Origin of the sequence: Candidatus Lernaella stagnicola, from assembly GCA_030765525.1 — a bacterium.
Lineage (GTDB): Bacteria > Lernaellota > Lernaellaia > Lernaellales > Lernaellaceae > Lernaella > Lernaella stagnicola.
Window position 1 is genome coordinate 77,434 of record JAVCCK010000010.1, and the last position, 19,012, is coordinate 96,445.

17 protein-coding genes are annotated in these 19,012 nt (G+C 61.0%); 8 read left to right on the top strand and 9 right to left on the bottom strand.

Features of this window, described 5'->3' with window-relative positions; all coding sequences use genetic code 11:
- From P9L99_04720 to P9L99_04740, 5 genes are all read left to right on the top strand, one after another.
- Complete coding sequence (locus P9L99_04720; protein ID MDP8222641.1) at nucleotides 1–1,536, top strand: hypothetical protein; 1,536 nt, start codon at nucleotides 1–3, stop codon at nucleotides 1,534–1,536.
- Nucleotides 1,537–1,683: 147 nt separating this feature from the next.
- Nucleotides 1,684–2,394: a hypothetical protein gene (locus P9L99_04725; protein ID MDP8222642.1), complete on the top strand. Its 711-nt coding sequence runs from the start codon at nucleotides 1,684–1,686 to the stop codon at nucleotides 2,392–2,394.
- Between the two features lie 86 nt (nucleotides 2,395–2,480).
- Nucleotides 2,481–3,929, top strand: coding sequence for an aminotransferase class V-fold PLP-dependent enzyme (locus P9L99_04730; GenBank protein MDP8222643.1), 1,449 nt, complete (start codon nucleotides 2,481–2,483; stop codon nucleotides 3,927–3,929).
- 120 nt (nucleotides 3,930–4,049) lie between these two features.
- Nucleotides 4,050–4,514, top strand: a complete 465-nt coding sequence (locus P9L99_04735) for a PaaI family thioesterase (protein ID MDP8222644.1) — start codon at nucleotides 4,050–4,052, stop codon at nucleotides 4,512–4,514.
- A 102-nt stretch (nucleotides 4,515–4,616) separates the two neighbouring features.
- Nucleotides 4,617–5,099 (top strand): hypothetical protein, encoded by a 483-nt coding sequence (locus P9L99_04740; GenBank protein MDP8222645.1) that lies wholly within the window; start codon nucleotides 4,617–4,619, stop codon nucleotides 5,097–5,099.
- 57 nt (nucleotides 5,100–5,156) lie between these two features.
- Here P9L99_04740 and P9L99_04745 read toward each other — a convergent pair whose 3' ends face one another.
- The 5 genes from P9L99_04745 to tig all read right to left on the bottom strand — a co-directional run bounded on the left by P9L99_04745 (nucleotide 5,157) and on the right by tig (nucleotide 12,500).
- Entirely contained in the window at nucleotides 5,157–6,623 is a 1,467-nt protein-coding gene (locus P9L99_04745; GenBank protein MDP8222646.1) for a VCBS repeat-containing protein, read from the bottom strand.
- Nucleotides 6,624–6,682: 59 nt separating this feature from the next.
- The gene (gene lon, locus P9L99_04750) at nucleotides 6,683–9,145 is read right to left on the bottom strand and encodes an endopeptidase La (protein MDP8222647.1); all 2,463 of its coding nucleotides are present in this window, start codon (nucleotides 9,143–9,145) and stop codon (nucleotides 6,683–6,685) included.
- A gap of 31 nt (nucleotides 9,146–9,176) precedes the next feature.
- Nucleotides 9,177–10,433, bottom strand: coding sequence for an ATP-dependent Clp protease ATP-binding subunit ClpX (gene clpX, locus P9L99_04755; protein MDP8222648.1), 1,257 nt, complete (start codon nucleotides 10,431–10,433; stop codon nucleotides 9,177–9,179).
- 4 nt (nucleotides 10,434–10,437) lie between these two features.
- A complete protein-coding gene (locus P9L99_04760) occupies nucleotides 10,438–11,046 on the bottom strand; it encodes an ATP-dependent Clp protease proteolytic subunit (protein MDP8222649.1) in 609 nt (202 codons plus the stop codon).
- A gap of 77 nt (nucleotides 11,047–11,123) precedes the next feature.
- Nucleotides 11,124–12,500, bottom strand: coding sequence for a trigger factor (tig, locus tag P9L99_04765; protein MDP8222650.1), 1,377 nt, complete (start codon nucleotides 12,498–12,500; stop codon nucleotides 11,124–11,126).
- A gap of 191 nt (nucleotides 12,501–12,691) precedes the next feature.
- On the opposite strand from tig, the gene P9L99_04770 reads away from it, so the two are divergent.
- Together P9L99_04770 and P9L99_04775 are read left to right on the top strand one after the other, a co-directional pair.
- Nucleotides 12,692–13,600, top strand: a complete 909-nt coding sequence (locus P9L99_04770) for a glycosyltransferase family 2 protein (GenBank protein ID MDP8222651.1) — start codon at nucleotides 12,692–12,694, stop codon at nucleotides 13,598–13,600.
- Between the two features lie 177 nt (nucleotides 13,601–13,777).
- The gene (locus P9L99_04775) at nucleotides 13,778–14,332 is read left to right on the top strand and encodes a hypothetical protein (GenBank protein ID MDP8222652.1); all 555 of its coding nucleotides are present in this window, start codon (nucleotides 13,778–13,780) and stop codon (nucleotides 14,330–14,332) included.
- On the opposite strand, the gene P9L99_04780 is transcribed toward P9L99_04775, so the two are convergent.
- From P9L99_04780 to P9L99_04790, 3 genes are all read right to left on the bottom strand, one after another.
- On the bottom strand, nucleotides 14,329–15,291 hold the full coding sequence (locus P9L99_04780; protein MDP8222653.1) for an SGNH/GDSL hydrolase family protein: 963 nt from the start codon (nucleotides 15,289–15,291) through the stop codon (nucleotides 14,329–14,331). The two genes, P9L99_04775 and P9L99_04780, sit on opposite strands and share 4 nt — an antisense overlap.
- A 43-nt stretch (nucleotides 15,292–15,334) precedes the next feature.
- Entirely contained in the window at nucleotides 15,335–16,672 is a 1,338-nt protein-coding gene (locus tag P9L99_04785; GenBank protein MDP8222654.1) for a hypothetical protein, read from the bottom strand.
- 102 nt (nucleotides 16,673–16,774) lie between these two features.
- Nucleotides 16,775–17,596, bottom strand: a complete 822-nt coding sequence (locus P9L99_04790; protein MDP8222655.1) for a hypothetical protein — start codon at nucleotides 17,594–17,596, stop codon at nucleotides 16,775–16,777.
- Between the two features lie 109 nt (nucleotides 17,597–17,705).
- Between P9L99_04790 and P9L99_04795 the strand changes: the two genes are divergently transcribed.
- Nucleotides 17,706–18,560, top strand: a complete 855-nt coding sequence (locus P9L99_04795; protein MDP8222656.1) for a pirin family protein — start codon at nucleotides 17,706–17,708, stop codon at nucleotides 18,558–18,560.
- Nucleotides 18,561–18,572: 12 nt separating this feature from the next.
- On the opposite strand, the gene trxC is transcribed toward P9L99_04795, so the two are convergent.
- Entirely contained in the window at nucleotides 18,573–19,007 is a 435-nt protein-coding gene (trxC, locus tag P9L99_04800; protein ID MDP8222657.1) for a thioredoxin TrxC, read from the bottom strand.
- Nucleotides 19,008–19,012 lie beyond the last annotated feature (5 nt).

The window sequence follows — 19,012 nt, forward strand, 5'->3', positions numbered from 1 at the left end:
TTGAAAGCCACAGTGAGATTATTGGGCGTCGTCTTCTGCCTCTGCCTGCTGGCGGGTACCGCGGTCGCCGGAGACTTTATGGACACCTGGGTGACCTTCGCGTTCTCCGACGACAACTTGTTCGCCGGGGCCGAAGACCGCAGCCCGCGCGCCGGGTTCCACTACACCGGCAACGAAACCTTCTTCGACAACTACAACAGCGCCATGACCGGGTACGAAACCCTCGCCCATCTCGTGCTGTACAAGAAAATGCAAAGCTACTTCGAGCGGCTCGAACTCGAGGCGGCCTTGGTGATCCAACTCGAGAACGTCACCGACGAAGTCACGTGGGAGACCGATACCCAACTGCGCGACGACGGCTCGTACATCAAGTTCAATTACCTGCTCTCGCCCGACGCCAACCGCGACATGGTCGCCTTGACGCTCTTTCCCATCGACTCTGACCGCTTCCGCCTCGGCTATAGCTACGACATCAGTTGGGGCGGCGACGAAACCTGGCCCAGCACCGACAACCCCGCGCCCGGCCTGCGCTTGCAGTGGGATTGGGGCACCGGGTCGAGCGACACCTTCGGCGGCTACCTCTTCGGCGGCGCCAAAGCCATGCGCATGCTCAACGAAGACATCAACGAAGCTGAAACCTTCTACGGCGCGCTCGGCGGCTTCGGCCTCGATTTCGGCAAATCGCTGCTGTGGGAAGTCAACGGCGGCATCTTCGAAAAAGGCGTGTTCCCGCCGCAAAGCTACGACAGCGAAATCGCCGGCGAGACCATCGAAGCCCACGGCGTATCAACCCGTGTGACGTGGCGGCGCGGCCTGTCCATCGGCGACAGTGTGGATTTCCGCCTGTATCGCCGCGATGTGGAGAAAGCCCGCGAGGCCGCCGCGCCCGAGCAATACGGCGAAGGTTTCTCGCACATGCTCTCTTCGGAAGTCACCTACCGCGAGCAACTCATGCTCGACTGGGACGACCCCGAAACCACGCTCTACCAACCGGCCCTGGCCGGCGACGTCAACGCCAAGCTGAAGTTCGGGCACTGGCGCGTGCACACCGACCTCGTGTTCCGGCAACTGGCCTACGTACTGTTCGACGTGCCCGGCCTCGCGCCCTTCTACGCACTGCCGACCGACGCGACGATCACCGACGAATACTTCGTCGCCGCGGGCTTCGACTACCACATTGAGGCCGCCCACCTTACCCTCGGTATCATCGGCGGCTACAAGCACCCGGCCACGTACCAGGGCCCGACCGACGTGCCCGGCATCGCTAACAAGCAGAACATCATCGTCGTGCGCGACGTGGGCGACCTGGAAATCCTCCCGGCCGGGGAAGACGCGATGGACATCATTGCCATCAAGCCGACCTTTAAGCTGGAGCTGGCCGAGGGCTTCGCCGTGCTCGGCGAAGTGCAGTACGTGATCGACGAAAACCTGACGAAGTACGAAGACAACGAAAACGGCATCGCCGAACGCGTCTTCGAGGAAGACAAAATCACGCACATCCTGGGCTTCAACCTTCTAGTGCAGGCCCGTTTCTAAATCGACGCACCTCCGAATCGCACCCACCGGGGTCGCCGCGCGCGGCCCCGTTTTTTTGTCCGCCCGGGCCGGTTGTTGAAAAACCCGCGCGGCACTTTTTCGGCACCCTGCTAGAGTCGCTCCGCGCCCTGCCGTATACTTCCCGTCATGAATCAACCGCGCCGCCGCTACGAGAGCTTCCGCAATCCGCTGTTTCAAATCGCGCTGCTCGTCTGTCTGCTCGCGGCGGTCGCCCTGACGATCAAAGACGGTTTCTCGCCCACTGGCCCGATTCGCTTTTACACGACCGACAACCCCATCCCGCCCGACAACGAGGGCCGCGAGGTTGTGCAGCTCCTGCTTTACATGCTGGCCTTCGCGATCGGTCTGGGCTTGGCCGTCTACCACAAGCAACGACGATGGTTCTTCCTTTTCTACGGCCTGTACTTCTTCGTGTTCGCCATGGAGGAAAGCGACTGGCTGCAGCAAATCCTCCATTACCCCACGCCCGAATTCTTCCGGGAGCACAACACCCGCGAAGCGGTGAACATCCACAACTTCGCCCTCGGCGGCCGACGTATCGTGGGGCAACTGCTCTCGCGCCTGATCCTCGGCGCGCCGGTCGTCGTATTCCTGATCGCCGCCCTCGTACGCGCCGTCAAAAAGCAATTCCTCGGAAAACTGGTCTGGGCCGCGCTGGCGCTGTCGATCTTCCTCGACTTCTTTCCCCGCCACGCCGTGTTCCAACTGTTCTTTGCCGTGTTTGTTGTCGCCTATCCGCTCATCGTCGTGTCGGTCGACTACGAACGCGAGGAACTCGCCGACAGCGAGCGACCACCGCCCGCCGAAGACGAAACGCCGCCCGCCGAGCGCGCTTGACGCATATCAACTACCGTGTTGTCCGCGCGCCGCTCGCGGCGTAAAGTATCGCGGTTGATTTTCCCCTGTACGAAAAGGAGCGCATCATGTCGCAAGGCCGAGTCACCCTGCCGAAAAAAGGCCTGGGCAAAAAGAAGATTCTCGAAACCATGCAATCGTTCCGCGCCGAGGACCCCAACTACAAAGACGGCGAAACATGGAGCCTCGTGTACTACCTCGGTGAGGAGCACACGAAATTCCTGCAACAGGCCCACTCGCTGTACTTCTCCGAAAACGGCCTCAACCCCATGGCCTTTCGCAGCCTGAAACGCTTCGAGACCGAAGTCGTGCAGATGACCGCCGCGATGCTTCACGGCGACGAACAAACCGTCGGCACCATGACCTCCGGCGGCACCGAAAGCTGCCTGCTGGCCGTCAAAACCTATCGCGACATGGCCCGCGACCAACGCCTGCTGTTGGGCACGCCGGAAATGATCGTCCCCGAAACAATCCACGTCGCCTTCGAAAAAGCCGCCGAGTACTTCGGCGTTAAAGCCGTGCACGCGCCGGTCGGCAAGGACTTTCGCGTCAACGTCAAAGCCGTCAAAAAGCTCATCAACCGCAACACGATCCTGCTGGTGGGCAGCGCCCCGGCCTACCCCCACGGCGTGGTCGACCCCATCGAAGAACTCGGCCGCCTCGCCCTGAAAAAGAAACTGCCGCTGCACGTCGACTCCTGCCTCGGCGGCTTCCTGCTGCCGTGGGTGGAAAAGCTCGGCTACAACGTGCCGCCCTTCGACTTCCGCGTGCCCGGCGTCACGTCCATCACCGCCGACGTGCACAAGTACGGCTTCTCCGCCAAGGGCGCCTCGACGATCCTCTACCGCAGCATCGACATCCTCAAATACCAACTGTTCGTGTACGAAAACTGGCCCGGCGGCATCTTCGCCTCGCCCGCCCTGCTGGGCACCCGCCCCGGCGGTTCCATCGCCGCGGCCTGGGCCGCCATGACCGCCCTGGGTGAAGACGGCTACCTGAAGATCGCCAAGGAAATCATGGAAACGACCCAGCGACTGCAAAGCGGCGTCAACGCGATCCCCGGCCTGCGCGTGCTGGGCGACCCGCACGCCAGCGTGTTCGCCTACGGTTCGACCGAGCGCGAGGTGAACATCTTCGCCGTGGCCGACCAGATGGAAAAATGCAGTTGGCACATCGACCGCCTGCAGCGGCCCGACGCCCTGCATGCCATGGTCACCCCGGCCCACAGCGCCGCCGTCGACCGCTACCTGGACGACCTGCGCGAGGCCGTGGCCGTCGTGCGCGCCCACCCCGAACTGGCCCGCCAGGGCGGCGCGGCCACCTACGGCATGATCTCCGCCGTCCCCTTGCGCGGCATGATCAAGAAGAACGTCCTGAAAATGATGATGGACTTCTACGGCCCCGCCGGCGCCGCGCCTCCGCTGGACAACCCGGAAGACGCCGACGACCTGGGCACGAAGCTCGGCCTGCTCTTTTTGGAATGGAAGGACAAGCTGACCAAACGCTTCGGCAACTAGACGACTTTCGCGGCGCGACGCGCTCACGTGGCGGAAAACGGCGGCGGCCGTCCCGCCCGGTCTTTTATTTTGCGTTCCACCGACTTACCATTCCCGAGGCCCCAACCCAAAGGAATGACGATGCCCGTGGATATCCAAACGCGCTGCGCCGAGTTGATCGAGTTGTTCGACCACGCGCCCATCAAGCACCATTTCGGCATGATCTTCAGCTACGACGAGCACGGCAACGCGATCTTCGACCTGCCGTACAATCCGCATTTGAACCATGCCTTCGGCGACGTGCACGGCGGCGCCTTGGCGACGATTTTCGACAACGCCGGCTGGTTCACCGTCGCCACGCGTTACGACATGTGGGTCGCCACTGCCGACCTGCATATGCGCCTGCTGGATCAAGTGCACCGCGCCGACCTGCGGGCCACCGGTCGCTTGGTGCGCGCCGGAAAGAAACTAGCGGTCGCCGAGATGGAAATACGCTCCGCGGACGACCGCCTGATCGCCGTGGGTACCGGCGGTTTCGCGGTTACGAATCAGCCCTTCGATATCGAGAATGTGCGGCGGCGCTGGGCGCAACCAAGCGACACTTAGCATTTTGCGGCGATCAGCGAAACGGACCCTTGTCACCGCGTATCGGGTCACACAGCCTCCCATTTTGCAACGCAAGTCGTCGTTTCGTGGTTATGTTCAGTTATGAAAAATAAAATCGTGTGGTTGGCCGCCCTGTTTATTTCACTGAGCGCTGTTACTGCTTTAGCGGGGGGTGGTATCTTTGGCTTGGGCCTTGTGGCCGGTTCGCCAACGGGTATCACGGCCAAAATTTTTCTTTCTGATTCCAACGCTCTCGATTTCGATGCCGCCTGGGACTTTTACCACGGGGGCTTCGGCGCCACAGGGGACTACTTATTCCATTTCCGCGATGTGGCCGGTGCGAAGGCCTTTGCCCTGAGACCCTATATCGGTGGAGGCGGCGCGTTCGGCTTGCGGCGAGAACACCCACAAGACCATGACGATGACATCCGTACCGGGTTGGCCGCTCGCGCCACCGGGGGACTCGCGATGCGTTTTCGGGAAGTACCGGTGGAGCTTAGCCTCGACCTTTCACCCGGTGTATGGATCATTCCAACCACGGATCTGTACCTGGGCGGGACACTAGGCTGTAAATACTTCTTTTAAGATAACCGCTGAGAATCACGACGCCTTAGAACAACACCAACAAGTTCGTGCGTTGACTTACTGCTCGTTGACGAGCACCACGACCTGTCCGCGTTGGGCCGGGTCGAACGTATCCCACAAAATGCAATCGCTTTTGCCGTCGGCGTTCACATCGGCCAGCAACAAGTGTTCGCGCGGCGACAGGTTGTACTGCATCATCGACGTACCGCCGAATTTCAGCCCGCCCTCGTTGCGATACACGCCGAAGCCGTCGCCGCTTTCCATCAGCAGGTCATTGAGGCCGTCGCCGTCGAAGTCGCCATTGAAGTTGGGCGGGTAGCCGCGAAAATCCATGCCCCGTTCCGTCGTCACGTGGAAGGTCGCCGACCGCGAAAGGGTCGGCTTGTCGGCGTACAGACCGGCCGCGCCCCGATAGATCTGCGCCTTCAACTTCACCTTTTTCGTGGTCAGCATGCGGACCAACTGCGCCAGCCCGAAATCAGCGTAGGGCAGATACATTTCCTTGTTGCCGTCGCCGTCCAAATCGCGGAAATGAACCATGGACGCGAACCCGTCGCTCTCGAAAGAAAACGCCGGCGTCTCGGCGAAACCGGTCGGCGTCCCGGCGTACACGCGCACCGCGCTCCGGAAGGTCGAAAGCCCGCCGCCGATTTTGTTGAGCATCAAGTCCGGATACCCGTCGCCGTTAAGATCGTCCGTGCGGCTGATCACCGACATGTTGCCCGCCTGGCGCTCCTGTTCGGTGAGGAATTCAAAGCGCTGCGTTTTGCCCTGTTTGGCGAACACGCCTTGCTCGGTCAGCGCGTGCCGCGTCACGGCCTCGTCTTTGACCAAGAACAATTCGTGACCCCGGCCGGTGGGTACGGTGAAGATTTGCGGCAGTTCCAGCCCGGCCACGATCCGCTCGCCCGACGCCGCCTGCCCCGGGTCGGATTCCACGCGCATCCAGCCGTCGACCGGCAACGTCACCGTGAACGCCCGCTTGAAGGATGCGCCGTCCGCACGCAGAAACACCAGCGCGCCGTAATCGGGGACGACGATTTCCCACGTCCCGTCGCCGGTCCAATCGCGCGCGAAATCCATCGTTCCCACGGCACCGTCGTCGGGCGGAAACAACACGCCGGTGCCCTGCTTGGCCAGCGTGGTCCAGGTGGCCGCCTCGGTTTTGGCCAGGGGCCGGGAAACGACCGACCACTTGCGCAGCACGATGAGTTCGGCGATGCCGTCCCCGTTCACATCGGCGGTGTCCCACAGGCAGGCGTCGGCCGGCAAGGCGATGTCCAGGCGCGGCGCCGCGAAGCCGTCTCCGGCCATCACCACCGCGATGCGGGCCGCGGCACGCCGACGGTCGTTTTTCGCATAGGCGATCAGCAAATCCTTGGCGTCGTCGCCATTCACGTCCACGGCGACGACTTGGTGGATCTTCCCGTCGACCGTCAGGTCGTGGCGTACGAACCCGCCCGCCCACGCCGTACCGTAAGCCGTCATCAAAACCAAGATCGCAATGCACAACACACGTTTCATCGTCGATACTCCCGGCGCAAACGAAATTTCGAGTGTGTGATTATGACGGATGGGAAATGCTACAACAACCTGGCCGACTGATCTTCGCGCTCGTCGGCCTCGTCGTCTTCCGGGGCGAGCGCGGCTTCCGCATGCTCCTGCGCCTCTTCCAACAAAAGCTCGACGGGCCGCGTGGTCACCAGCGCCTGCGCCAACACTTCGTCCATGTTTTCCACGAGGACGATTTCCAGCTTACGCCTGACCGCAGGGGGAATTTCCTTGAGATCCTTCTCGTTCTCGAGCGGCACCAGCACCTTGCTCACACCGGCGCGCATCGCGGCGATCAACTTCTCTTTGAGCCCGCCGATACCCAGCACGCGCCCGCGCAACGTCACCTCGCCGGTCATCGCCACGCTGCAACGCACCGGGATCTTGATCAGCGCGCTGGCGATCGCGGTCGCCATCACGATCCCCGCCGATGGGCCGTCCTTGGGTACCGCACCTTCCGGTACGTGGACGTGGATATCGAGCTTCTCGTAGAAGTCCGGCTCCAAGCCCAGCATCGGCCCGCGCCGCCGCACGTAGCTCAACGCCGCTTTGGCGCTTTCCTGCATGACCTCGCCCAGTTTGCCGGTAACGATCAAATTGCCCTTGCCGGGCATGACCGCCACTTCCACGGCCAGCAGTTCGCCGCCGCTTTCGGTCCAGGCCAACCCGTTGGCAATGCCGATCATGTCGCGCTCTTCGCGCTGTTGCTCCCGAAAGCGCGGTACGCCCAGATACTTCGGCATCTGTTTCTCGGTGACGCGAATGCGATCGTCCTCGTGTCCTTCGCGCGCAATCTGCCGCGCCGCCTTGCGGCATATCGAGGCAATCTCGCGCTCCAGGTTACGGACGCCCGCCTCGCGGGTGTAACGCCGGATCATCAACAGCAGCGCGCCATCGGTGATGGCGAAATCCTTCATCTTCAAGCCGTTCGCCTCGACCTGCTTGGGCATGAGAAAGCGCTTGGCGATCGCCAGCTTTTCCGGCTCGGTGTAGCCCGGCAGGCGAATGATCTCCATCCGATCCCGCAGGGCCGGTGGGATTTGATGCAGCACGTTGGCGGTGGCGATGAACAACACGTCGGACAAATCGTAATCGACGTCCAGGTAGTGGTCGTTGAACGAGTGGTTTTGTTCGGGGTCGAGCACCTCGAGCAGTGCGCTGGTCGGGTCGCCGCGGAAATCGCTGCTCATCTTGTCGACTTCGTCGAGCAGAAACACCGGATTATTCACCTTCGCGCGCTTGATCTGCGTGATGATCTTGCCCGGCATCGAGCCGATGTACGTGCGCCGGTGCCCGCGAATTTCCGCCTCGTCCCGCACGCCGCCCAGGCTCATGCGAATGAACTCGCGCGCCGACGCCCGCGCCACCGACTTGCCTACCGACGTTTTGCCGACACCCGGAGGGCCGACCAGGCAAAGGATCGGGCCGCGCAACTTGCCCACCAGCTTATGCACGGCGAGGTACTCCAAAATGCGCTCTTTGACCTTCGTCAGGCCGTAGTGATCCTCGTCGAGGATCCGCTCCGCCTCGTCGAGGTCGACCTCGTCCTCGCTCATTTCAAACCACGGCAGCGAAATCATCGTCTCGATGTAGTTGCGCACGACCGCGGCTTCAGCCGAAAGCGGGCTCATCATCCGTAGTTTCTTGAACTCGGTGCGAACCATCTCCGTGGCCTCCCGGCTCATTTTCTTTTTGCGCATCTTCGTTTGCAGTTCACGCAATTCGTTTTTGAACTCGTCGCGCTCGCCGCCGAGCTCCTTCTGAATGGCGCTCATCTGCTCTTTCAGGTAGGCCTCTTTTTGCGACGACGCCACCTGCCGCTTAACCCGCGAACGCAGCTTGCGCTGCACCTGCATGACTTCGATTTCGCCGCTGATCAAGTCAAATATCTTTTCCAGCCGCTCCTTGAGCGACACCATTTCGAGCAAGGCCTGCTTTTGCTGCACCTTCAGCGTCAGATGACTGGCCACGATATCCGACCACCGCCCGCCGTCTTCCACGGCGGCCAACGTGTCGAGCGCGTCTTTCGGAATGCGCCGGTGAACCTTGACCAGCGAATCGAATTCCTTCCGCGCCGCGCGCAGCAAGGCCTCGATTTCCACCGTTTGCTCCTCGTCCTCCGCGACTTCCTCGGCATGCGCCAGAAAAAACGAGGTGTTCGGCAGGCACTCCGTCACCCGCGCCCTCACCTGCCCTTCCACCAGCACCTTCACCGTGCCGTCGGGTAGGCGCAGCAATTGCACGATGCGCGAAATGGTACCCATGCTGTGGATTTCGTCTTCTTCGGGCTCGGTGACCGAGGAATCGATTTGCGCCGCGAGCAAAATGAGCTTGTCCTTACCCATCGCTTCGTCGAGAGCGGCGATCGAACGGGTGCGTCCCACGAAAAGCGGCACGACCATGCCGGGAAAAATCACGACATCGCGTAGAGGAAGCAGCGGCAACAAGCTTCGCCGCCCTTCCTGGGGCTGATCTCCAGAGAAAGACGATTTCATTTTCTATTCCACACCGCGCTCCGGCCCTCAGTTAGGCCGGCTCGGCTTGTTTTTCATAGACGACCAATGGCTGTTCGCGGCTGGTTATCACTTCTTCGTTGATGACCACTTCGCTCACATTCGACTGACTCGGGATTTCGTACATGACGTCGAGCATCACTTCTTCGAGGATCGATCGCAGCCCCCGGGCGCCCGATTTACGGTTGACCGCTTCCCGCGAAATGGCGCGTAGGGCGCCTTCGGAGAAAGACAGTTTGACGTTTTCCATATCAAACAGCTTGGTGTACTGGCGCACCAAGGCGTTTTTCGGTTCTGTGAGCACCCGCACCAAGGCCGCTTCGTCCAATTCGTGCAGGCTGACGACCACCGGCAAGCGGCCGATGAATTCGGGAATCAAGCCGTACTGCAGCAAATCCTGGGGTTGCGCCATGGTGAGAATCTCGCCGATTTTGAGCTCTTTTTGGCTGCGAATATCGGCCCCGAAACCCATCACCGCTTTGCCTACGCGGCGCATGATGACATCTTCCAACCCGTGGAAAGCGCCGCCGCAAATGAACAGGATGTTGGTCGTGTCAATATGCAGGAAATCCTGCTGCGGATGCTTGCGCCCGCCCTTGGGCGGCACGTGGGCGATGGTGCCCTCGATGATTTTGAGCAGCGCCTGCTGCACGCCCTCGCCGGAAACGTCGCGCGTAATCGACGGGCTGTCGGACTTGCGGCTGATTTTGTCGATTTCGTCGATGTAGATGATGCCGCGCTTGGTTTTTTCCAGGTCGAAGTCGGCGTTTTGCAGCAACGCCAAGATGATGTTCTCGACATCCTCCCCGACGTAGCCGGCTTCGGTCAGTGTCGTGGCATCGGCAATGGCGAAGGGAACGTTGAGCACCTTGGCCAAGGTGCGCGCCAACAGCGTTTTGCCGCTACCGGTGGGCCCGACCATCAAGATGTTGCTTTTTTCCAGTTCCACATCGCCGGCGCGGCCGCGGTAGAACATGCGCTTGTAGTGGTTGTGTACCGCCACCGCCAACGCTCTTTTGGCGCGCGGCTGGCCGATCACATAGTCGTCGAGCGCTTCGGCGATTTCCCGGGGTTTGGGAATCTGGGAAGTGTCGGTGCTTTCTTCCTCGATCTGGCTTTCTTCGTCGATGATGTCGTTGCACAGATCGATGCACTCGTCGCAAATGTACACGTTCGGGCCGGCAATCAGTTTGCGCACGTCCTTCTGGCTTTTGCCGCAGAACGAGCAAAACAGATTGTGGGTTCCTTCGCCTTCGCCTCGTTTTCTCATAACTTTATCCGTCTTTCGCCGCCGAGGTCATTCCCGCGCGGCTTTCCATAACCTTATCTATAAGACCGTAATCCTTCGCTTCGGCTGCGGTCAAGTAAAAGTCGCGGTCGGTGTCTTTTGAGACACGTTCCACACTTTGGCCGGTATGCTTGGCGATGATGCCGTTGATCACCTGCCGCAACGCGTCCATTTGCCGCGCATGAATTTCCAAATCCGTCGCCTGACCGCGAAATCCGCCCGCCGGCTGGTGAATCAACATCCGGCTGTGCGGCAGCGCAAAACGCTTGCCCTGCTCTCCGGCCGCCAACAGCAAGCCCGCCATCGAACTGGCCTGCCCGAGGCAAATCGTGCTCACCGGAGACTTGATGAACTGCATCGTGTCGTAAATCGCCAACGCCGCGGTTACGTGGCCGCCCGGGCTGTTGATGTACAATGCGATATCCGTGTCCGGATCTTCCGATTCCAAAAAAAGCAACTGGCTGATGATCAGGTTGGCGATCGTGTCGTCCACGCCCTGCCCAAGAATGATGATGCGATCTTTGAGAAGCCGGCTGTAAATGTCGTAAGAACGCTCGCCGCGACTCGTCTGTTCAATAACCATCGGAACCAGCATGATGGAGCCCAACCTTCCTGCAAAAAGAAGTCAAAACGACACAACAAACAAAGGCCGTCCCTGCGACGACCGAAAGGTTACTCTTCGGTTTCGTTGCCGGCGGGCTCGTCGGTGGATTCGGGCTCGATATCGGCGTCGACAACGTCGTCTTCCGCCGGCTTTTCAGTCGGATCTTCCCACGTGATTTTCGCACGCTCGAGTAAAAAGTCCACCACCTTTTCGTCCAGGATGTCTTCCTTGAGGGATTCCGCGAGGTTGTCCTTCTGATGCTGGGCGGCGACCTCGGCGACTTCCCGTCCCTGTTGCTCGGCCATCTCCTGGAACCGCGCTTCCAGATCCTTTTCCGTGACCTCCAACTCCTCGGCCTCGGCGATGGCGCGGAAAATGAAGTAGGACTGCACTTCCTGCTTCGCCTTCGGAGCCAAGTGCGCCTTGAGCGCTTCATCGGCGGCCGGATCGTCTTGGATCGGCATGCCCGCCATGGCCATCTCGATCTTCTGCGAACGAATCGAGTATTCGAGCTGCCGCTCGATCATCGCTTGCGGCACTTCGATGGGGTGCATTTCAACCAGCTTTTCCACCAAGGCGCGTCGCGCCCCGCGGCGGGTGCGGCCTTCCTCGGCCTTCTCGATCTGGTCGTGAATCGTCTGCCGCAGTTCCTCAATGGTCTCGGCCATCTGCGTATCTTTGGCGAATTCGTCATCCAATTCAGGAATCTCGCGCTGGTTGATGGCCTTGAGGGTGACCTCGAATTCCACCATCTGCCCGGCCAAATCTTCGCGGCTGTCCGCTTCCGGGAAGACGACTTCGATCTTCGTCGCTTCGCCCACTTTCAGGCCGATTACGCCGTCTTCAAAACCGGGAATGAAGGTCTGCGAGCCCAGTTCCAACTGGTAATCTTCGGCGGTGCCGCCCTGAAACGCCTCGCCATTTTTGCGGCCGATGAAATCGATCCGCGCCACGTCGCCGGTTTCGCACACGTCGCGGTCTTCGATCTCGCGCATCGTCCCGTGCTGCCGCTGCATGGCCTCCAAGCGGGCCTCCACCGCCGCATCGAGCACGGTGACCTTTTCACGCGTGATTTCAATGCCCTCGTATTCACCGAGTTGCACTTCAGGCATGGTTTCGACCAGCGTTATAATCGTCAGCGAACCGTCTTCGTTGAACTCGATTTTTTCCAACTCGGGCTGCGCGGCGACTTTGATGTTTTCCTCGTCGATCGCCGCGGCCAGCGTTTCGCCCATCAGGTTTTGCTTGACTTCCTCGTCGATGTACTCGCCGTACTGCTTGCGAATCATCCCCAGCGGCGCTTTGCCCGGACGAAAACCGCGCACCTGCGATTCCTTGCGCACGACGGCAAGAACCTTGTCCCGCTCGGCGGTAACGGTCTCGGCGTCGATCGTGACGGTTAGCCTCTTTTTAATCTCACTGACGTTCTCGACTTGGACAGTCATGGCAATCCCCGACTTTTCGGCGTTTTCATAATGGTATACGGGCCTAAACCCCTAAGAAAGAAGTGAGTTTATAACTCCCCGACCGGCCCGGGTCAAGCCGTAATGTCGCCCCGTATCCGAAAGCAAAGACCCCGCGCTGGACGCCGGGTACGCCAAGCGGATATATAGGAGTCGTGTTCCACGGAGGGCTCATGGCGGAACTGGCCGTGCAAATCGTTACCTACAATAGCGCGTCGGACATCGAAGCGTGCCTGGAGGCGCTTCGCGACGCCGACCTCGACATGGAAATACATGTCTGGGACAACGCCTCACGCGACGCGACCGTCCAGACCGTCCGCAGCCACGCCGAAGTGAGCCTGCACACCTCGGAAATCAACCTCGGCTACTGCACCGCCAACAATCGCCTATTGCGGAAATCAACGGCGGAATTCGTTTTGTTTTTGAACCCGGATGCCCAAATCGGCAGCCGATGCCTACCCCGTTTGCTGCAAACATTGCGCGAATCGCCGCAAAATACCGCCGCTGTTGGTCCGAAGATGCTCAAACCGGGCGGCCGGGTCATCGACTCGGCCGGTATCGACTTGACGACTAGCCGCCTCGCCCCCCGCGACCTCGGCGCGGGCGAAATCGACCGCAACCAATACGACACCCCCGGTCCATCCGCCGGATCCAGCTTCGCCTGTGCGCTTTGGCGGCGCGAGGCCGTGGAAGCGGTGACGCTCAACGACGAGTTCCTGGATGAGGATTTCTTCGCTTATTTCGAGGATGTAGACGTCTGCCGGCGGGCTCACCGTCTCGGCTGGAGCTTCCTATACGAGCCGCGCGCCGTATGCGAGCACCGGCGCGGCCACCCCGCAGACCACGGCCCGACGCTCGAGGCGCGGGCGTTTGTCAACCGCCTTCTGGTCTTCCTTGTGAACGAAAACATACGAAATAACTGGCTTTATTTGCTTTTCGCCCTGCCCCTTGAGTTCGCCCGGCTCGTGTGGCGAAGCGTGCAAACGCCCGGCTTTGGTGTCGCTTGGCGCATGTTGGTCCAATCCTGGCCCAAGGCGAGGCGGAAACACCGCGCATTATCCACCGCAGTCTCAAAAATCTGAGCTTTTTGCTCGCCCCGGTAATCTTTTTTTTCGCTTCTATATCAACATGTTCGGGAAATATGTCGATTTCTTTGAACCAAGGCATGGGCATTGCAAGTCCAAGAACAAACGGGTCGGTAAGCGCGATGGCGCGAACCGGCCCTGCTATTGATAGAGGGGGCGAGAAGGAAAAGAACTATGGGTAAGTGGCTTTTCACCATATATGTGATCGTTATTGCGACGTTTTTCCAGACTCTGGCCAACGAAGCCTGCGCAAAAACAACGTACGGGCAGGCCCTCGACGGTTACCAGACCGCCGATTTCCTCGGTGCGCCGGAAATTACGGAAAAACAAGCACTTATCATTCTTCTGCGCCCGGAAGGCAAGCTGGCCGGCGCTCCCTACCGCGTCAAGATGGAAGGCGAACTCGCCGGATACGTTCAGGGCGGGCGCTTCATCTACGCCTACGTGAACCCGGGGGAGACCCGCATCAACGCCGACGGCGCAATGCTGCAATTCGACGTGTGGGGCGGCCGCGTCTACTACGTGGCGCTCCAAATCAAGCTCGATCACGGCAAGGCCTACACCCACCTGCGGGTTGTGTCGGCTGACGAAGCGTTTTCGCTTTTGGACAAACCGGATTTTCGGGTCATGAACGACCCGCGCCTTTTCGTGCCGCCAACCGCTCGCCGAGCAGCGCGGGCCGGAACCGTGGCTCACCGCCCCACCGCGTTAACCGACCGGTCGCGTTAGAGGTGGCGAGCCAATTCGCGGGCGATGATCGCATGCCCCGCGGCAGTGGGGTGGACATCATCCAAGAAGAGTTCCGCGGGAGATTTACCCGCCGCGAGAAAGGCTTCGCGCAGGGGGACGAATTCCGCCTCCCATGACCGCGTTCGGTTCCACGGCGCGATGCAAACGCCCGGCTCGCCCGGCCCGTCGCAACGCACGAGATACTCGGCCACCAGCAACCGCGCGCCGATGCGTTCACACGCCAGACGAAGCCGCAGCAAATTGGCGCTTTGCCTGCCCGCCACGGCGTCGGGCCGCACGTCGGGCGCGGCGTCTCGCAAGGGCACAATCACCCGCCTCAACAAATGGTATGACCGCAGTGCGAACAGCCCCTCCCGAAGCGTGTTAACCAGCACTGAGCGCGACTCACGCTCGACCCTCTTTGGCAGTTCGTCACCGGTGACGTCCAGTTCGATCGCCTTGTCCGATGTGTCGAAGGCGTTGGCGTAGACGATCAGGACGTCGGGCTCGTAACCCACCAACTCGCTTTCGAAGAAATCGGCGATCTGCAGCAATTGATAACCGTTGACCCCGGCGTTGAGCACTTCAAACTCGTGGATCGGCGCCCGGCTCCGCAATTGCAGGATTCGTTCGAGTTGCGCCGCGTAGGTTTGGTCCGCCGCCACCCCGGCCCCGCGCGTGCAACTGTCGCCCATGCAGATGATGCGCACGGCACTCGGTTGCTTGGTGCGCGACACGTCGCGACGTCCGCGAAACGAGCCCGGGTCGGCCTGGGTCCACCCGCGTGTTTCGTGAAAACGCACGGCCGCCTGCGGATCCACCTGCGGTCGGAAGAAAGCGCGCGAATGCACAAACGCCGCCAGGCCCAAGCGCAGGACAAGCTCCAACACGACTAACAAGGCGAACGCGGTGATCGCGGTGTAGGCAAGCGCGCGGCGGCGGGAGATGCGGCGCGGCATGGCTCAAGCCGTCGGCGGTGGCCGCAACATCACTTGGCCCCGGTCAGGGAAGAAAGAGGTCGGCGATTCGCAGGATCGTCACCAAGGTGTCGCGCAGCGACGTGGGGTCGACGTCCTGGTACGCGGCGCCGAAATCGATGACCAACAAATCGCTGTCCGGAATCAGCCCGGGTATGCCGAAGGCGCGCAAGATCGGGTTGAGATACGCCAGCCGGAAGGGTTCGGGCGTGCCGGGCGTCGAGTCGTACTCGCTGTAATCCAGGAAGCTCGCCGCCATTTGACCGAAGAGCACACGGAAAGCGTCGGCGGCTTGCATTTCGTCTTGGTCGAGTTCGCCCCAGGGCTGTACGACGAGCGACTCGCCGGGCTGCCAGATGCCGTCGTCGTTGAGGTCGGCGAAGCCCAGCACTTCGTTTTCCTGACCGCCCGTTTCGGCCACGAGCAGCGCGAAGACTTCCTCGGCGTGTTGGAACCCGAGGCCGACTTTCGCGCCGGCGTCGACAAAGAGTTGGCCGTCGTCTTTCAACGTGAAGAAATCGGGATAGAAGGGGTTGTCGAACAAGCGCAGGAGGTAGTCGACGATCGTGCCGATGACCTCGATGATGTCGTCATCGAAATTCAGCTCGGTCAGTTCGAACACCAGTCCCAAATCAAAGTCGAGATTCAGGGCCGGAAGATGCCCCAACAAGCCGGGCACAATGCCGGCCCACGCTTCGGCGGCGACCGCATCGGGCAGGTCGAAGTCGCCGTGCGCATCGCACACTTCCTCAAAATTGAGGATGATCGGCATGCGATCCAGCGGGTAGACCACATCGGGCGCGTTCAGGCGCAGCCATTCGACGTTGGCGATGGTTTCGTCCGAGGCGTCTATCAGCAAGCCGTCGAGCAGGCGGTTGAGAAGCTCATCCAAGAAAGCCTGCCCGGTCTGCGGCCAGTCGTCGTCCGCCGCGGCCGGGGGCTGATAGCCGAGGAACATTTCGACATACGCATAAATGATCGAATACGTGTCGAATTGATGAAGAGTGTCGGCCAATACCAGGCCGTAACGGCAGTCCAGCGCGTCTTCGTCGAGTTCGAGGCCCGCACGGAATTGCAGCGCGGCCAGCGGTCCGGCCCCGGCGCGCAACAATTGTTTGCCCTCTTCGCAATACGGGTCGGCGGGCGATGTCGTATCGTCGTCGCCTGTGTCGTCGTCGGTGGTATCGTCGTCATCGGCAGTATCGTCATCGCCGGTCGTATCGTCGTCGGTCGGCGATTGATCGTCGTTGTCGTCATCGTCGTCATCGTCATCGTCGCCGCCGCAGCCGACTACGACGAAAACCAACAACACCAACACCAGCAACCAAGCCAACCGTATCGAAAAAAAGCCGCGTCTGCTCACAAGAAGCCTCCTGGGAAAAACCCGAACCCCCGCAGATTATCACAGTCAAACCCTAAGTGACGAGACCGTCTCGTGCAACCGATTTGCAGCGTCCAAAGCGGCTTAGTCAGGCAGCTTCTGCCGGAGGTCGGCCAAGTCGCGGGTAACGCGCACCAATCGATTTTCCAAGAGTTCCCATGACGCATCCATGCGATCGCTTTCGTCGGTTTCACCCGTCGTGGCGGCCAGGATGGCGTGAAAGCGTCGCTGCAAAACCTCGTCGGCTTTTAACAAGTGGTTGTGCAAGGCGGGATATAGCGTATCGATGCCGGGCTTGGCCAGGCGCGTTTTGTGGCGATTGTCCCAATACAAGCGGTACCAGCGCGCGAGACCTTTGTGGGTCGTCTCTATCTCCCGCAGTTGTCCCGCAAAACGGGCGAGCACGTCACTGGCTTCACCCAATGCCGCCAAGCGATAACGCAGATGTTGCCGCTCTTGTTCCGGCGTGCCGAGACGGTGCGAAACCTGCCGGTAAATCTCCCAGTCGTCTTTGGCTTCGCGCACCCGCAGTTCGGGATCGGCGAACGACGGCGCTGCGGCCGGCAACGCAACGTGCCGGTTGTAGCGCGGTGACACCGCCACCTCGACGCGGTACAGAAGCGGGTCGTACACGCCCACGTCGGCGTAATAGCGACCGGCCACGACCGGTGTCAGGACGGCGGTTTCCAGATGCGCGCCGTAGGCTTCGCCGCCCACCGCATGAACCAGCACTTGCACGCCGTCAGCCAGGGCGCACTCGCCCAAGACCAACAGCGAACCGGCGGGTCCGACGGCGGTTTCGACCGTGAAGGCGTCCAGTTCGGCGGTCTTTTCGCACGCGCCGACGAACGCACCGGTCACGATCAACAAAACGATGAGGATGAAGCGAACATGCATCAAGGGCATTTATAAAGCTTTGCGATAGGCTTGGCCAGGGGCGGCGGATGAAAAGCGACTTGGCAGCCGCGGGCATCGTCACTACGTTGTAATCGATCAACAGAAAACGAGGTTGGCGATGGCTAAAAGCGTTCGCGAAGTCACGCGCGTGATTCGCCCGCAACCGACTCTGGAAGGCGCCGGAGTTCGCTTGCAGCGCACCATTGGGTCGCCCGCGTTGGACTACCTGGATCCCTTCCTGTTACTCGACGAATTCAAATCCGACCTACCCGCGGATTACCTCGCCGGCTTTCCCGAACACCCGCATCGCGGCATCGAAACGGTGACCTACCTCTTGGACGGGCGGGTGGCACACCGGGACAGCATCGGCAATGCGGGCCTCATCAAGCCCGGCGACGCCCAATGGATGACTGCGGGTCGCGGCATTCTCCATTCCGAAATGCCCCAAGGCGTCGACAACCGGTTGTGGGGCTATCAACTCTGGGTGAACCTGCCCGCGAAAGAGAAAATGACCGCGCCCCGCTACCAGGAATTCGCCGCGGCGGGCATCCCGGAGGTCTCGGCCGAATCGGGGGCGCGCGTGCGCGTGCTGACCGGCCGCTTTGGCGACACCGTCGGTCCGGTGCGGGACGTGGCGGCCGACCCGACGTTCCTGGACGTGACCGTGCCGCCGGGTGTGCTCTTCACCTACGAAACGAATCCCGACTACACGGCCTTCGCGCATATCGTCGTCGGCGACGGAGTGTTCGGCGATCAAGCGCGCCCGCCGGCGCCGATATCCCACATGGTCGTGCTGGGTCCCGGCGAAGTCGTGCATGCTCGTTCCGATCGCGACACGCTGCGTTTCCTGCTGGTGGTCGGCCGGCCGTTCCACGAGCCCGTCGCCCGTTGGGGGCCGTTTGTCATGAACACGCGTGAGCAAATCCAACAAACCCTCGCGGAATTGCGGGCGGGCACCTTTATTCGCGATTGAATCGGTCGTTGCTTACAACTGCGGCAGCAGTTCCTGCTCGAGCGCCGCAAGGGGGCGCGCGCCGATCACCTGATGTACGACGCGGCCTTGTTTGAAAAGGAGCATGGCGGGTATCGAGCGTATGTCGTAAGGCGCGGCGGCGCGGGGGTTCTCTTCCGTGTTGAGCTTGACGACCTTGATGCGGCCGGCGTGCTTGGCGGCCAGTTGTCGCAACACCGGCGCCATCATCTTGCAGGGGCCGCACCACGGCGCCCAGAAGTCGACCAACACCGGCAGTTCACTTTCCAGTACGTCGTCGTGGAAACGGCGGTCGTCGGTATCAATGGGTTGGGACGGCATCGCGAGCGCAGTCTTGCACTTGCCGCAGCGCGCTTTCTCGTTTTCCAGCGCGGCCAACGGCGCCCGGTTCATCGTCCCACATTGTTCGCAGCGAATTAATTCGGCCATGAAAC